The 15,847-nt window shown below is 64.5% G+C and carries 14 protein-coding genes and 1 pseudogene; 9 read left to right on the top strand and 6 right to left on the bottom strand.

The genetic code is table 11. The features are described from left to right. The 9 genes and pseudogenes from moaA to QZ511_RS13450 all read left to right on the top strand — a co-directional run. Positions 1 to 233: pseudogene (gene moaA / locus QZ511_RS13490) on the top strand (GTP 3',8-cyclase MoaA); the annotation flags it as partial. A gap of 45 nt (positions 234 to 278) precedes the next feature. Next, complete coding sequence (gene moaB, locus QZ511_RS13485; protein ID WP_295803084.1) at positions 279 to 821, top strand: molybdenum cofactor biosynthesis protein B; 543 nt, start codon at positions 279 to 281, stop codon at positions 819 to 821. Positions 822 to 837: 16 nt separating this feature from the next. Continuing rightward, positions 838 to 1,359, top strand: coding sequence for a cyclic pyranopterin monophosphate synthase MoaC (moaC, locus tag QZ511_RS13480; RefSeq protein WP_295803085.1), 522 nt, complete (start codon positions 838 to 840; stop codon positions 1,357 to 1,359). Next, on the top strand, positions 1,352 to 1,597 hold the full coding sequence (gene moaD / locus QZ511_RS13475; protein WP_295803081.1) for a molybdopterin converting factor subunit 1: 246 nt from the start codon (positions 1,352 to 1,354) through the stop codon (positions 1,595 to 1,597). Before moaC ends, moaD begins: the two co-directional genes overlap by 8 nt. A 6-nt stretch (positions 1,598 to 1,603) precedes the next feature. Continuing rightward, complete coding sequence (moaE, locus tag QZ511_RS13470) at positions 1,604 to 2,056, top strand: molybdopterin synthase catalytic subunit MoaE (protein WP_295803079.1); 453 nt, start codon at positions 1,604 to 1,606, stop codon at positions 2,054 to 2,056. A 200-nt stretch (positions 2,057 to 2,256) separates the two neighbouring features. Then, a complete protein-coding gene (locus QZ511_RS13465) occupies positions 2,257 to 2,754 on the top strand; it encodes a (2Fe-2S)-binding protein (RefSeq protein WP_295803078.1) in 498 nt (165 codons plus the stop codon). Next, positions 2,751 to 5,129, top strand: a complete 2,379-nt coding sequence (locus QZ511_RS13460) for a molybdopterin cofactor-binding domain-containing protein (RefSeq protein WP_295803076.1) — start codon at positions 2,751 to 2,753, stop codon at positions 5,127 to 5,129. The genes QZ511_RS13465 and QZ511_RS13460 overlap by 4 nt, the downstream gene beginning before the upstream one ends. A 12-nt stretch (positions 5,130 to 5,141) precedes the next feature. After that, on the top strand, positions 5,142 to 6,134 hold the full coding sequence (locus QZ511_RS13455) for an XdhC family protein (RefSeq protein ID WP_295803075.1): 993 nt from the start codon (positions 5,142 to 5,144) through the stop codon (positions 6,132 to 6,134). Beyond that, the gene (locus QZ511_RS13450) at positions 6,124 to 6,858 is read left to right on the top strand and encodes a nucleotidyltransferase family protein (protein ID WP_295803073.1); all 735 of its coding nucleotides are present in this window, start codon (positions 6,124 to 6,126) and stop codon (positions 6,856 to 6,858) included. The genes QZ511_RS13455 and QZ511_RS13450 overlap by 11 nt, the downstream gene beginning before the upstream one ends. A gap of 18 nt (positions 6,859 to 6,876) precedes the next feature. Here QZ511_RS13450 and QZ511_RS13445 read toward each other — a convergent pair whose 3' ends face one another. From QZ511_RS13445 to QZ511_RS13420, 6 genes are all read right to left on the bottom strand, one after another. Beyond that, positions 6,877 to 7,902 carry a zinc-binding alcohol dehydrogenase family protein gene (locus QZ511_RS13445; RefSeq protein WP_295803072.1) on the bottom strand — a complete coding sequence of 342 codons (1,026 nt, stop codon included), beginning with the start codon at positions 7,900 to 7,902 and terminating at the stop codon, positions 6,877 to 6,879. A 179-nt stretch (positions 7,903 to 8,081) separates the two neighbouring features. Then, entirely contained in the window at positions 8,082 to 9,248 is a 1,167-nt protein-coding gene (locus QZ511_RS13440; protein WP_295803070.1) for a PepSY domain-containing protein, read from the bottom strand. Between the two features lie 3 nt (positions 9,249 to 9,251). Continuing rightward, positions 9,252 to 10,973 carry a TonB-dependent receptor gene (locus QZ511_RS13435; RefSeq protein ID WP_295803068.1) on the bottom strand — a complete coding sequence of 574 codons (1,722 nt, stop codon included), beginning with the start codon at positions 10,971 to 10,973 and terminating at the stop codon, positions 9,252 to 9,254. A gap of 145 nt (positions 10,974 to 11,118) precedes the next feature. Next, the gene (locus tag QZ511_RS13430) at positions 11,119 to 13,728 is read right to left on the bottom strand and encodes an ABC transporter permease (RefSeq protein WP_295803067.1); all 2,610 of its coding nucleotides are present in this window, start codon (positions 13,726 to 13,728) and stop codon (positions 11,119 to 11,121) included. Then, on the bottom strand, positions 13,725 to 14,450 hold the full coding sequence (locus tag QZ511_RS13425; protein ID WP_295803065.1) for an ABC transporter ATP-binding protein: 726 nt from the start codon (positions 14,448 to 14,450) through the stop codon (positions 13,725 to 13,727). The genes QZ511_RS13430 and QZ511_RS13425 overlap by 4 nt, the downstream gene beginning before the upstream one ends. Further along, on the bottom strand, positions 14,447 to 15,847 hold a 1,401-nt coding region (locus QZ511_RS13420), incomplete at its 5' end, for an FtsX-like permease family protein (RefSeq protein ID WP_295803063.1). The genes QZ511_RS13425 and QZ511_RS13420, both read right to left, overlap by 4 nt.

Raw genomic sequence — 15,847 nt, 5'->3', positions numbered from 1 at the left:
ACAGTCGCGACTTCTGTGCCAGCTGCAACCGGCTGCGCATGTCGGCCCAGGGCGCATTGCACCTGTGCCTGTTTGCGGAGCAGGGTGTCGACCTGCGCGATGCCATCGCCGCCGGCGACCACCGCGCACTGGCAGAGCAGATCCGCGCGGCGGTGTGCGGCAAAACCGCCGGGCACCAGCTGGGCAGTGGCGTTACCGGCGCCACCCGCAATCTGGCAATGCTGGGCGGCTGAGTCTGCTCCGGCAATTTTTCTAAAACACACTGGACGAGATGCAATATGGCTGGACACGCTGCAAAGGCTTTCGAGCCGCTTCAGATCGCGGTGCTGACCGTATCCGATACCCGCACCGAAAACACCGACACCTCCGGGCAATACCTGGCCGAGTCACTGCAGACCGCCGGCCACACACTGGCGGACAGGTGCATTGTGCACGATGACATTTACCAGATTCGCGCGGTGGTTTCCCGCTGGATTGCCGATGGGGACATTCATGCAGTACTGGTGACCGGAGGTACCGGCTTTACCGAGCGCGACTCCACCCCGGAGGCGCTGGAGCCCCTGTTCGACAAGACCGTGGAGGGCTTCGGCGAACTGTTCCGGCAGATTTCATTCCGCGAAATCGGCAGCTCCACGGTGCAGTCGCGGGCGCTCGCCGGGCTTGCCAATCACACCCTGGTCTGCTGCATGCCGGGCTCCACCGGTGCCTGTCGCACCGCCTGGGAAGGCATCCTGCAGGAGCAACTGGACGCGAGCCATGGCCCCTGCAATTTCGTACCGCACATGCGCCCGGCGCAGCCGGCCTGCGCATCCCGGGGTTAGTGCGATGAGTAGCGAAATGAGCCAGCTGACCCATCTCAACGCGCGCGGTGAAGCCAATATGGTGGACGTCACCGACAAGGCCGTGACCGGGCGCAGTGCCCGCGCCGCGAGCTCGGTGCGCATGAGTGCGGAGGCTTTCGAGCTGTTACTGGAAGGTAGCAACAGGAAAGGCGACGCTCTGGCGGTGGCGCGCATCGCCGGTATCCAGGCGGCGAAGAAAACCGCCGATCTGATTCCCCTGTGCCACCCGCTGGCGCTCACCAGGGTGGAAGTGAATTTTGCGTTGCGGCCCGGCGACAACACCGTGCAGGTTTCAAGCTACTGCCGTCTGGCCGGCCGCACCGGAGTGGAAATGGAGGCGCTGACCGCCGCCGCGGTGGCCGCGCTGACCATTTACGATATGTGCAAGGCAGTGGACCCGGCGATGGTAATCGGCCCCACAAGACTGCTGGAAAAATCCGGTGGCAAGCGCGGGCACTGGCTACCGCAAACTTCACGCGATAAAACGTTCGGGCAACAAGAGGTGCAGCATGATTAAGGTTTTGTTTTTTGCCAGCCTGCGGGCACGCCTGGGCACCGCGGAATACCGCCTGCAAAATTTTTCCGGCAGCGTGGACGAGCTGCGCGCACACCTGGGCGAGCAGAATCCGAAATGGCAGGCGCCGCTGATGGCCGCGGATATCCAGGCGGCGGTGAACCGGGAAATGGCCAGTGCGACCACGTCGGTTGCGGATGGCGACGAAGTCGCTTTCTTTCCTCCGGTCACCGGAGGTTAAGAGGCGGTGGATTTTATTGAAGTACGCACGGAATCCTTTGCCGTCGCCGAGGAGTTTGCTGCACTGCGCGCGCACAACCGCAGCGACGGCGCCTGTGCAATGTTTGTGGGGTCGGTGCGCGATTTTAATGCCGGTGCCGGCGTCTCGGGGCTGGCCCTGGAACACTACCCGGGGATGACACAAAAAAATCTGCAGCGCATCGTCGCGGATGCACGCAGCCGCTGGGAGTTGGGCCGGGTGCGCCTGCTGCACCGGGTGGGTCCCATGGCGGTGGAAGAGGATATCGTGTTCGTAGGGGTGACCAGCAGCCACCGCCAGTCGGCATTTGCCGCCTGCCACTACATCATGGATCGCCTCAAGACCGAGGCGCCGTTCTGGAAACTGGAATCCGGTGACGCCGGCGACACCTGGGTGGCAGCCAGGGACAGCGATCGGCAGGCGCTGGAAAAATGGCAGTGACTGCTACCCGCTGTTGATCTCCCGCAATATGCCCGCCGGATTTTCAGGCTTCCGGTGATATTCCACTGCCCTTCAATTTATTCCCCAGTAAAAGGAACAGGCAATCAATCGCCAGGATTGTGCGTTGAATCCTCCCCGCGGTTGCTCTACTTTGGTACGTGAGTAATTGTGTGCGCGTGAGGGCGCGGAGGAATCGAACAATGATAAAACTCACCGTCAACGGCGAATCCCGGTCGCTGGACGTGCCAGCGGACACCCCAATCCTCTGGGTGCTGCGGGATACCCTCAAGCTGACCGGTACACGCTTCAGTTGTGGCGTGGCGGTTTGCGGTGCCTGTACCGTGCATTTGGATGGCAACCCGATCCGCTCCTGTGTAACCCCCATTTCCATGGCCGAGGGCAAGCACATCACCACCATCGAGGCGATGGAAAAAGATCCCATGGGGCAGCGCGTGCAGCGGGCCTGGATGGACGAAGCGGTTGCCCAGTGCGGCTTCTGTCAGGCCGGGCAGGTCATGAGCGCCGTTGCCTTGTTGAAAAACAACCCGAACCCCGACGATGCACAGATCGACCGCCAGATGAGCGGCAATATCTGTCGCTGTGGCACCTACCCCCGTATCCGCAAAGCGATTCACCGCGCCGCTGAAAGTGGCAGCGTCAGTGTGGACGAATCCCTGTTTACGGAGGTGAAGGCATGAGCGACACGACACTCGAGCAGCGCTCCGGGCAGGTCAGCGAAGACGAATTAAAAATCGCCAATGTCAGCCGGCGCCGTTTTCTGAAAGGCCTCACCGCAACGGGTGCACTGGTGATCGCCGCGCGCTGGACACCGTCAGCACTGGCCCAGAGTGAGGAACCCGACGACAAGGCCAAGTATGGCGCAGACGCCATGGCCCACGGCTGGGTAGACAATCCCGATGTATTTATCAGCATTGCGCCGGATGACACCGTCACGATCATCAATCACCGCGGCGAGATGGGGCAGGGGATCCGCACCAGTGTGGTGATGGTGATGGCCGACGAGATGGGTGCGGACTGGCAGCGGGTGCGTGTGGAACAGGCAATTGCCAATGAGGAAAAGTACGGTAACCAGAACACCGATGGCTCCCGCTCCATGCGCCACTGGTTCGACCCGCTGCGCCGTGCCGGCGCCGCCGCCCGGACCATGCTGGAGCAGGCCGCCGCCAAACAGTGGGGCGTGCCGGTGTCGGAGTGCCGGGTCGAAGTGCACCGGGTAATCCACGGGCCGAGCAGGCGCGAACTTTCTTTCGGAAAACTGGCCGCTACCGCCGCCGAGCTGCCGGTACCCGAGCGCAAATCCCTGAAGCTGAAAAGCCAGAAGCAGTGGCGCTATATCATGCGCGAGCCGAAGGATTTTCCCCGGGAAAATGATGCCCAGCCACTGGCGGTGGACGGCATGGAAATGCTCAACGGCAAAGCGTTGTTTGCCGCCGATGTCAGCTGGGACAACATGCTGTATGCGGTAATTGCGCGCCCACCTTCCTACGGTTCGGCGGTGAAGTCCGTTGACGACAAGAAAGCGTTGGCGGTGCCCGGGGTGGTCAAGGTCATCCAGATGCCGACCGCCACCCAGCCCTCCGGTTATGAACCCATGGGCGGTGTCGCGGTGCTGGCGGAATCCACCTGGGCGGCGATTCAGGGGCGCAATGCGCTGGCGATCGAGTGGGACGATAAACCCGCCGGTGCCAATGCAACCTACGACTCCGTCGCCTTCCGCGCCGAGCTGGAAAAGCGCGCGCAACAGCCCGGCGAGATTGCCGGCCAGCAGGGGGATATCCAATCCGCGCGCGAGGCTGCGGCCAAATCCCTGAGCGTGGATTATTACGCGCCGCACATGGCCCAGGCACCGATGGAGCCGATGGCGGCCATGGTGCGTATCGATGGCGACAAGGCGGATGTGTGGACCTCGGTACAGAACCCCCAGGCTGCCCGCGACGGGGTTGCCAAGCGACTCAAACTGAAGCCGCAGAATGTCACCGTCCAGTGCGGCCTGATGGGTGGTGGTTTCGGACGCAAGGCCAAGCCGGATTACGTATTCGAGGCGGCGGACCTGTCCCGGGCGATGGACGGGCGGCCGGTACGGGTGCAGTGGACCCGTGAAGACGACCTGCACAACGGATTTTTCCACACCGTGGCGGTGGAGCATCTGGAGGGTTACCTGGACGACAACAACCGGGTTTCCGGCTGGTTGCACCGCTCCCTGGCGCCCAGTATCTCCTCCCTGTTTGTGGCCGATGCCGATCACCAGTCCAACTCGGAACTGGGCATGGGTATTCGCAATATGCCGTTCGATATCCCGGCGATACAGCAGGAGAATGGCGAGGCGGAAGGGCATATCCGTATCGGCTGGTTTCGCTCGGTGTACAACGTGCCGCACGCGTTTGCGATACAGAGTTTTGCCGCCGAGCTGGCGCATCTGGCGGGGCAGGATCACCGTGAGTTCCTGTTGGAGCTGCTGGGCCCAGACCGGCAAATCAACCCCGGCAAGAAGGATATTTTCAACTACGGCGAAGACCCGGCGCGCTACCCCATCGATACCGCCCGCTACCGCGGCGTGATCGAGCGGGCGACGAAAGAAGCGGGCTGGGGCAAGAAAATGCCGCCCAACCGCGGCCTCGGTCTGGCGGTGCACAACAGTTTCGTGTCTTACTGCGCAATCGTGATGGATGTCGAAGTGACCGAAGGTGGTGAGGTTGTGGTGCACCGGGCGGATATTGCTTTCGACTGCGGCCCGCAGGTCAATCCCGATCGCGTTGCCGCGCAGCTCGAAGGCGCCTGTGTTATGGGCGTGGGCATTGCGCTGATGACCGAGATCACCGCCAAAGACGGCCGCATCCAGCAGGATAATTTCCACCAGTACCTGGTGCCGCGCATCAACGAGGCGCCCAGGGAAATTCACACGTACGCGGTCAACAACAGCCTGGATATTCCCATTGGCGGTGTCGGCGAGCCGGGCCTGCCACCGGTTGCGCCGGCCCTGTGTAATGCGATTTTTGCCGCTACCGGTAAACGCATACGCAGCCTGCCGGTGGCGGATCAACTGAAAAGCTGAGTGGGGAGCGGTATGCAGCATCTCGATGCACGGGTGCTGGAACAGGCGCTGGCATGGCTGGATTCCGGCGAGACGGTCTGGCTGTGCACCGTGCTCGCCACCTTTGGTTCCTCGCCGCGCGCACCGGGATCCATCATGGTTGCGCGGGCCGATGGCCGCCACCTGGGCTCGCTATCCGGTGGTTGTGTCGAAGAGGATTTTCTCGCGCGCCTGGGGTGCGGCGAATTCAGCCAGCGGGTGTGCGTCGAACGCTACGGGGAACAGAGCCAGGAACCGGGTGACGGCAACCGTTCCCGGGTGCATCTGCCCTGCGGCGGAATACTGCAGGTACTGATCGAGCGCCTCGAACCCGGCGACTGCAATCGGCAGCACCTGGCGGAACTGCTGGCAGTATTGCGTGGCCAGGCGCAGAAAATACGCCGGGTTTCCCTGGGTGAAGGCCATAGCGAGTTACTGCCCGCGGGCAACTGCGGGGGCGACCGCGTAGAGGTTACCGAGGAAGATGTACACATCCGTGTGGGGCCCGCGTTGCGCCTGATTATTGCCGGGCTCTCCAGTGTTACCCGGGCCTGTGCGGAATTTGCCGTCCCCCTGGGCTATGAGGTCATCGTGTGTGAGCCGCGGGAGGCCGAATATCGGGATTTCAACATGCCGGGCGTGCGGCTGGAAAAGGCGTTCCCCGCGCTGTTTATTGCCGGGTCCGGTAACTGCCACCAGCAGACCGCGGTGGTGGCCATGACCCACGACCCGCGCATCGATGACCTGGCGATGATGGAAGCGGTCAAAACCGAGGCGTTTTATATCGGCGTGATGGGCTCCCGACGCACCTCCGACAAGCGCGCCGCGCGCCTGTTATCCGCCGGCGGATTGACCGCGGAGGAAGTGGAAAAAATCCATATGCCCATCGGCCTCGCCCTGGGCAGCAAAACGCCTGCGGAAATTGCGCTGGCGGTGATGGCGGATATTCTGCGCGTGCAGCGGGGCATCGAGCGCGATGCACTCTGATCCTCGCAATCGCGACCCTTGCGATCACAACCCCGAAATTCCCGTTGAACCCCGGCGGCAGCAGGCACTGGGTAACACCCTGGGGGTGGTAATGGCGGCGGGGTTTTCCCGGCGCTTTGGTTGCGACGACAAGCGCACTGTGCAGTTGGCGGGCGGCGGTACCCTGTTGGGTACTACCCTGGCTGCAATTAAACCGGCATTTACCGACTGCCGAGGGCGCTGCCTGCTGGCGGCGGTGATACGCCCGCAGGAAAGTCCCTCTGCACTGGGTATACCGGATGAGTGCATGGTCTTGCGCGCGCCCAACGCGGTGCAGGGCCTCGGCGCCAGCATCGCCGACGCCATCCGGGCGGTGCAGGAAAACCCGCGGCTAAAGCCTATCCACAGTGTTGCCATCCTGTTGGGGGACATGCCCGCCATTCGCGCGGACACCGCCGCAAATCTATTGCGGTACAGCAGCGCCGCTAGCATCGTTCGCCCCCGCTACCGCGGGCGGCTCGGGCACCCTGTCCTGTTTGGTCGTGACCTGTGGTCAGATTTACGGGGTATTTCCGGGGAAGACGGCGCCAGACAGGTGATCGCTGCCCATTCGCAGGCACTAATTGTTGTGGATGTGGAGGACGAGGGTATCTTGCTGGATATCGACAGGGCCGAGGACATTCACAGAGCAATGTCCCCTCGGCCCGGTACGGTAAAAGCTTCCGGGGCAATGCTGGAAGAATAGAAAGCCCTTTCCCTGAATTTAATCCCAGCCACTCAATACCAGCTTGCCAATGGTCCGGCCACTCTCGATCTGCTTGTGCGCCAGTCGCAAGTTGGCCGCGTTGATCGGTTCGATGGTATCTCCGACCGTGGTTACCAGTTCCTCACTGTCAATCAGTTGTGCTATCCGGTTGAGAATTTCCTGCTGGCGAATCATGTCCTCGGTCTGGAACATGCTGCGGGTGAACATAAACTCCCACACGAAGGTCGCACTCTTGGATTTCAGCAGGCCGACTTCCAGGGGGCCACTGTTTTCCACGATGGTGCAGATTTTACCCTGGGGCTTGATTGCATTGGCCATGGCCGGAAAGTGCTGGTCGGTATTGTTCAGGCACAGGATGTAATCCACCGCGTCTATACCGATATCCTGCAGTTCTTCATCCACCGGGTTGCGGTGATTGACCACATGCTGTGCCCCCATCTGCTTGATCCACATGCTGGACTTGGTGCGCGAGGCGGTGGCGATGACCTTGAGTCTGGCGAGGGTGCACGCCAGCTGGATGGCAATGGAACCCACGCCGCCGGCACCGCCAATAATCAGGAGGGACTTGCCCGCATCGTCGCCGCTGGCGGAAATGCCCAGCCGCTCGAACAGCGCCTCCCACGCGGTCAGGCTGGTCAGGGGCAGGGCGGCGGCAGCGGCGTAGTCCTGGGTGCGGGGCATACGGCCAACGATACGCTCGTCCACCAGTTGGAATTCGCTATTGCAGCCGGGGCGGGTGATATCCCCGGCGTAAAACACCTGGTCCCCGACCTGGTAATGCGCCACCGCGCTACCCACGGCGACGACTTCGCCGGCGGCATCCCAGCCCAGGATTTTCGGTGTGGTTTCCGTTACCGGCGTTTCTTTCGGCGCGCGTACCTTGGTATCCACCGGGTTTACCGCGATGGATTTTACCGCCACCAGCAGGTCCCGCGGGCCGGGCTCGGGGCGGTCGATCTGGAAATCTACCAGGGCGTCTTCATTGTCGATGGGCAGGTATTGATGCAGGCCAACAGCTTTCACTCGGAACTCCTTTCCAGTGTATAGAGGGGGAATAACCTTCTTGGTTGAATAATACGACTTTCAATTTTCGCGCCAGCTCGGGCGCGGCAGACGCACAACCGCCAGGGATATTACGGATATAAAGCCGCTGCGGCTATTTAGACAAGAATAGAAACGGATATCGCAACGGGGGCGGGTGGCTACAGACTGGCGGGGGAAGCTTGTGCCCCTGCCGTGGCGGGGGTGGCGCTGGTGGCAGCCTGCTTCAGTCGGCGCTTCTGCCACCAGAGATAGCAGCCGGTGCCGAACAGCAACGCGGGTGTCAGCCCCGCCAGCAGCACCAGCCAGCGCCCCAGAAGCCCCAGGGCATCGCCGTTGTGCAGCGGGAACTGCCAGCGCAGGATCTTGTTGCCGAGGGGGATCTCGCTGACATTTTCCACCATCAACACTTCCCCGGTGTATTGATCCAGGCGCACGAAGCTTGCCCCGTAGTTGTCCCAGACCTCGCCCGCGGCGCGGTAGGAAAGGCCAAAGCTGTCGCGCTCGTTGCGGGGCAGGTAAATCCGCTTCAACTCGCCGTCGGGGAAAACCTGCTGGCCGATGGCTGCCGCGGTGTCGGGCGATATCGGCGCGCCGTTGCTGGCGGCGGATTCCGGTAACGCTGCCAGTGGCTCGGTGGTAAACAGCGTGCCCACTACCGCCCGTACCTGCTGGGGAAACACCAGGGTGACCCCGGAGAAACTGATTACCAGCAACAGCGGCAGGAAGTAGATGCCGAATACCTGGTGTATATCAAAGTAAAAGCGGAAGCGATTGCCGCTACGGGAAATGCTGAAGGCGCGCTTCCAATTTCTACCGTTGCGACGACTCTTTTTCGGCCACCAGAGTACTGCGCCGGTGATGCAGAACACCATCAGCAGCAGCCCCATAAACCCGACGATGGTTTTGCCATTGTTGCCGCTCAACAGGGTGTAGTGCAGGCGGTAAACCCACGTCATCGCGTAACCGGAGGTACCCCAGCCGCGCACCGCGAGTACTTCCGCGTCGGTGGGAGAAACCGCCACCTCGATCGGACCCGGTGCGCCCTCCGGCTTGGGCAGGCGCACCACGAACGGACTGCCGGGTTGGCGCGGTGTCATCAGGCGGGTGGGTTGCGGGTTGCCGGGCACCGCCGCCTGCGCCGCTGCGAAAATCTCCGCGAAACTGGCGGGCTGCTCGGACGGGTTGAAGGTTACGGTTTCCGGCGCGAGTTTTTCATCCAGCGCGTGATCGAACACCAGCAGGCTGCCGGTGAGTCCGATCAGGGAAAGCAGCAGGCCCAGGGTCAGGCCTGCGTACTTGTGCAGGATGAAAAAAACGCGTCGCACGAATCAGAAAACCTTCGAGTAAGACAGGCTCACGTTGCGCCCCAGGCCCTTGAAGTTGCGGATGTCGTTGCCCGCAGTCTGGGAGTAGTAGGTGAAGTAGTCTTCGTTGGTCAGGTTCTGGATACCCAGGGCGAACTCGCCACCCAGGGCCTGCAGCTGCGCGCTGGCGTCGATAATGGCGTAGCCGTCGAACTCCTTGGTGACATCGCCTGCGGCGTTTTCAAAGTCGCGGTCCAGCAGCCAGTTGGCCTGCAGGCGGGTGCTGAAACTGTCGCTCCAGCTGCGCGCCCAGCTCAGGTTGAAGCGGTTGGGGGCAATGTTGCGGCCGTCGAGATCGGTATCCACGCGGCCGTCCTGGTCGGAATCGTAGCGACCGTCGGTATAGGCGTAGCGGGCTTCCAGGGTATCGCTATCGCTGGCAAACCACTGGCCGCGCAGTTCCACACCATCGATCTCGGTCTTTTCGCGCTTCACGCTGTAGATGCCATCGCTGCCCAGTGCCAGGCGCTGACCGAAATCCGAATCCGAGGTGTAGTAAGCCAGCTGCAGGGCGAACTGCTCCACGCTGAAGTCCACGCCCAGTTCCTGGTTCTCGGTCAGGATCGGCTGCATGTCCAGGAAGGTTTCCACATCCTGGTCCGGCTGGTTGATACCGCGCAGCACCCGGCCCACGTCCGGCATGGAAAAGCCTTCGGAGTAGTTGGCGTATACCCGCCAGGCGTCGCTGATCTCGTAAGTCGCGCCGATATTGCCCAGGGTCTCGCTGAACTCCGGGTTGCCGCCTTTGACGAACTGGCCACCGTTATAGGAATAGAGGGTGGTGAAGTCGTCGACTTTCAACTCGGAGATCTCGTGGCGCACACCGGCAGTGATGGTGACGCGCTCGATGCCGGTGAATTCTGCCTGCGCATAGGGGGCGATATTCTTGTACTGGGTGGGCGGTACCCAAGCGCGGCCGGTCAGGATCAGCTGCTGCCAGGTTTCATCCTCCAGCAGGTCGACACCGTAGGCGAGGCTTACCGGCGCGCCGGCGATCTGGTCCTTGATCAGGGTCAGCTTGAGGCCGCGCTTTTCCGAGTTGTTCTGGGACTGGTCGAACACCACTTCACCGTAAGCGGGGTCCTGGAAAGTGCCGCTGGGGGTGCCGCCGTAGGTTCCGGCGAAGTCCTGGGAAAATACCTGCGCGCGCAACTTCTGGCCGAAGATGTCCTCGTTGGTGTACTGCAGGTTGATGGTGGTGACTTCGTTGGACGGGGATTTGCCCGGTACATCCGTCTCGATCGCGGTGGTGGGGATGCCCGCATCGATATCGCCATCGACGCTCAGCCAGTTGTTGTTGCCCTCAACCAGGTAGTGATTGACGGTCAGCTGCAGGCGCTGGTCGTCCCAGTTGTAGCCGGTCTTGATAAAGGCGTTGATGGAATCGCTGTCCATGGTGTCGCCCTGGGTGTTGTCGAAACCGACAACGTCACCGTTGGCGTCATAGCTGATGCCGCTGTTGCGGTAGCTCACGCTGGCCAGTACATCCACCGCATCCACCTTGCCGGACAGGCTGTAACTGCCGTTGTAGCCCAGGGTGTCGCCCAGCTCGTCCGGCTGCAGCGAAGACTCCACGCGGATGCTCTGCTGGAATTCGTCACTCGGCTGACGGGTCACCAGGTTGATGATGCCGCCGGAGGCGCCCATGCCGTAGCTGCGGGCAGCCTGTTTGTCGTATTCCGCCATGGGATTCCCCTGAGGTTGATAGTCCCGGTTATTGGTTTCCGAGACGAATATGGTCATAACCGCGCGGGGCGGCAAGTGTCTGCGCGCGGATTCGAGCCCGAAAAACCTTACGAATCTTTTAGGATCGGGCGCCGGGCGTGCGCGCCTAGAGATCGCGCAGATAGGCTGCCGGCTTACGGCCTAGAACCCGCCATGTGCCCGCCAGCCCCAGGCCAACGGTCAGAACCAGTGCGCCGCCGACTGCGCCGACCGCGACGAGGGGCAGGAAGGCGAAATCGAGCTCCATGACCTGTTCGATCACGATCATCGCCGCGATCGTGCCGGCCGCCAGCGCGAAAACGGCAGTAACCGCCCCAACAAGCGCGAATTCGAGCACGTAGGCGCCGATGAGGCGCCGCCGTGTGGCGCCAAGCGTCTTGAGCACGACCGCGTCATGGATGCGGTGGCGGTGGCTGGCGGCGAGTGCTCCGGCGAGCACCAGGATGCCGGCCGCGATGGTCAGTCCGCTCGCGGCCCGGACCGCCCAGGCGAGCCGGCGCACGAGGCTGTTGATCGTATCGAGCGCTTCCTTGACCCGCACCGAAGTCACCGTTGGGAACGCCCGCGTCACCTCGCGCATGACGGCAAGCTCGCTGTCGGAGCGGGCGCCCTCGGGCATGGTCACCGTGGCAAGCACCATGTGCGGCGCGCCGGCGAAGGTGTTCGGCGAGAACACCATGACGAAGTTGATCGACAGCGACGTCCAGTCGACCGTCCGGAGATTGGCGATCTTCGCGGTGATCGGGCGGCCGAGCACGTTGACCTCGACTTCGTCGCCGATGGCGAGACCGAGCTCACCGGCGATCTCGTCGGCGAAGGAGACGAGTGGCGGACCGTCGTAGTCCGAGGGCCACCACTCGCCGGCGACGATCCTGCCGTTCTCGGGTGGCGTTTCCGAATAGGTGATGCCGCGGTCGCCGCGCAGCACCCAGCCCGCTTCCGGCGGCGCGGGATAGTCGGCGACCGGGATGCCCTTCAGCGACACGAAGCGGCCGCGCAGCATCGGCACCTCCTCGACCCTGCCGTCGGGAACCGTCGCGGACACCGTTTCGCGGAACGCCTCGGCATCGCCACGGGGGATGTCGAGGAAGAAGAAGCTCGGCGCGCGGTCAGGCAGGGCGACCGTGAGCTGGCGGGTCAGGTTGCCGTCGATCAGCGCGATGGTGACGAGCAGCGTCAATCCGAGGCCGAGCGACAGGACGACGCTCGGCGTGACGGCGCCCGGGCGATGGATCGCGGCGACGGCGAGCCGCCATTCCAGCCAGCGACTGTGCGGGATGCGGCGTGCGAGCGCCATGATGCCGACGCCGACGAGCCGGAGCACCACGAAGGCGGCGACCGTGCCGCCGACGAACAGCGCTGCCATGAAGGGCTCGTAGGCCAGGCCGACGGTCAGACCGATCAGGGCCAGCAGGATTGCCGCGAGTGCGGCGATGTAGACGAAGCGCGGCCGCGCCCGGACGGCGGCGACATGTTCGCGGTAGAGCGCCGTTGCCGGCACCTCGCGGGCCCGGCCCAACGGCCACAGCGCAAAGGCCAGCGCGATCAGGACGCCGTAGGCGAGCGCCTGCAGGAGCTTGGCCGGGTAAACACCGGGCACCGCGTCGGCGACCGGCAGCACGCTGGCCAGTGCCGAGCCTGCGAGCCACGGCGTCAGCGCGCCGACGATCAGCCCGATCAGGATCGCTGCGAGCGCGAGCAGCAGGATTTCGGCGAGATAGCTGCGAAAGATCATGCCGCCGCCGGCGCCGAGGCTCTTCAGCGTCGCGATCGTGCCGCGCCGGCCATCGAGATAGGCGCTGACCGCGTTGGCGACGCCGACACCGCCGACGACCAGCGCGGTCAGGCCGACGAGCGTCAGGAACATGGTGAAACGGTAGATCTGGTCGCGCAGGCCGGGCGCTGCGTTGGACCGGTCGCGGATCCGCCAGCCTGCGTCGGGGTATTTTTCCTGCGTCTGCGTCTTGGCGGCGGCCACGTCGGATTCGGACGCGGGCTCGGGCAGGGCGACCCGGTAGCGCCAGCGCACGAGGCTGCCCGGCTGTACAAGGCCGGTGGCCTCAAGCGCCTCGGTTGAAATGACGACCCTCGGACCCCAGCCGAGCCCGCTACCGAGCCGGTCGGGTTCGCGGGCGATGAGGCCGTTTAGGACGAACTCGGCGTTGCCGATCGAAACGGCATCGCCCACCTCAATTCCCAGGCGCTCGGCGAGGCCGGCGTCAGCGACGAGGCCGGGCTTTTCTCCGGTGGCCGAAATCAGGTCATGCAGATCGCCGCCGGCCGCTTCGCCGTCGCCCTCGATCTCGAAGGTGCCGAACAGGGGATAGGCGCCGTCGACGGCCTTGAGTTCTATCAGCGTCTGGGCGCCTGAGTCCGGCGTCCGGGCCATGGCCCGCAGGGTGGCGATTTCCGAGACGCGTCCCAGAGAGTCGAGATAGGTCAGCTGGTCCGCTTCGAGCTGCCGGTGGATGACCGAAAACGTCAGGTCGCCACCCAGGATCGCCTGCCCTTCTTCGGAAATGCCGTTGACCAGCGAGCGGGACACCGACCCGACCGAAGCGATCGCCGCGACGCCGAGCGCGATGCAGCCGATGAATACATAGAAGCCCCGGAGACCGCCGCGCAGTTCGCGCAGGGCGAACCGAAGCGGCAGGGGGAGCCGGCGCGCGATCGCCGCCAGGGGATCCGGACCGCCCGATGCCGCCGCATCTGTCATTGGGCAGCAATCTGCGTGTGGTGCACAGAGGCGCCGTCGATCTCGCCGTCGCGCATGGCGATCACGCGGCCGCTGCGTTCGGCGAGCGCGAGATCGTGGGTCACCATGACGAGTGTGGTCCCGCGCTCGCGGTGCAGGGAGAACATCAGGTCGACGATCTGTTCGCCGGTGGTGGCGTCGAGATTGCCGGTCGGTTCGTCGGCGAACAGGATCGCCGGTTCCACGACGAGCGCACGCGCCAGCGCGACGCGCTGCCGCTGACCGCCGGAGAGCTGCGCCGGCCGGTGGTCCAGACGGTCGGCGATGCCGAGGCGCGCCCCCAGCGTGGCCAAGCGAGCCTGCGCCGGCTCCAGCCGACCGGCGACCTCCGCCGGCAGCAAGGCGTTCTCGCGCGCCGACAGGTTCGGGATCAACTCGAAGGTCTGGAACACGAACCCGATCTCGTCGCGGCGCAGCGCCGTCAGCGCGTCGTCGTCCAAGCCGCCGGTGTCGGTGCCACGGATGCGCACGACGCCGGCGTCGGGCGCGTCCAGCAGTCCCATGAGGTGCAGCAGCGTCGACTTGCCGCTGCCCGACGGACCCATGACCGCCACGAAGCTTCCCGGCGCGACCTGCAACGAGACGTCGTCCAGAGCGCGAATCTCGACCTCGCCCAGGCGGTAGATCTTGCGGATCCCCTCGACCTCGAGCGCAGGCACGGCGGACGGAGCGGCGTCGGTCATTCGGTTCCTCTCAGAGCGACGACGGGCGGCAGCTGGGCGGCGCGACGGGCCGGCAGCAGCGAGGCCAGCAGTCCGACCGCCGGCGCGGCCGCCAACGCGATCGCGACCAGCGTCCAGGGAAGCACGGGACGGATGTAGTAGCCGGTCAGCGCCGCCGCGCCGCTGGTGACCACGTCGGCCAGCAGCAGGCCGAACGCCACGCCCAGCAGGCTGCCGAGCAGCACGACCACCAGGCCCTCGGCGATCACGACGCGGCGCAAGCCGGAGCGCGTCAGGCCCAGGGTTCGCAGCGTCGCCATCTCGCGCATGCGGGACGAAAGGTTCATGCCGAGCGTGTTGGCGACGCCCAGCGCGGCGATGGCCACCGCCAGGATCAGGAGCGTGTTGGTCGTCGTGAAGGTGCGTTGGCTGAGGGCGACGATCTCCGCCCGGTACTCGTCGTTGGGGGTCGCGTCGAGGTACAGCTGAGGGAAGGCGTCCAGCAGACGCTGCCGCACCTCGCGCACGTCCTCGCCCGGATCGACCGTCAGGACGAACAGGTCGGGCGTCCCCCCGCCGAACCGGTCCATCCGGTCGATCGAGGCGACGATCGTCTCGCCGCCGCCGGTGAAGTCGACCACGACGCCACCGATCGTGAACGGCTCGAAGCCGTCCGAGGTGCGCAGCACGATCTCGTCGCCGCGGCTCAAGCCGAAGCGCTCCTGGATCGTGCTGGCGACCAGCACGGACTGCGGATCGACGAGCGCCTCGTAGCCTGCGGCGTCGTCCCCCTGACCCTGGATGTACTGGAAGCTTCCGAAGCCTCCGTCGGGGTCGAAGCGGTCGGGATCGACGAGGATCAGGGCGACGCTGCGGCCGCGCGGCTGATCCTCCGGCTGGAAGCGCACCACGCGGATCCCGACGCCGGACACCTGGTCCACGCCGTCGATCTCGGCCGCCGCGGCTTCGAAGTCGGTCGGGAAGGAGACCGGCGAGGTCACGAACAGGTCCCCGACGATCGTCGTATCCACCCAGTCGGAGACGATCTGGTTGATGCCCGACACCATCGAGCCGACACCGATCACCAAGCCGGTCCCGACGACGACCGTGCCGACCGCCACGCCGTTGCGACTGGCGCTGTGATCGGCGAACGTGGCGCCCAGGCGACCGGCCACGCCGAAGGCGGAGCGCAGCAGCGGCTCGACCAGGCGCAATGTCGGCCGGAGCAGGCTGCGGGCCGCGAGGGCCGTGCCGACCGAGAAGGCCGCGCTGGCCGAGCCCATCGCCTGCGGCTGGCACGCGGTGCGGCTGGCGAAACGCGCGCTGAACCGTCCGCTCGACAAGGCGCGCTGCCTGGTGCTGGGTGGCGGGGCCATCGGCTTCGGCGCGGCGTTGGTGCTGCGCGCCCAGGGCGCGGG

Origin of the sequence: uncultured Microbulbifer sp. (assembly GCF_913055755.1) — a bacterium.
GTDB lineage: Bacteria > Pseudomonadota > Gammaproteobacteria > Pseudomonadales > Cellvibrionaceae > Microbulbifer.
Note: the sequence above shows the minus strand (reverse complement) of the source record. Positions and strands in the feature narration are given on the sequence as shown.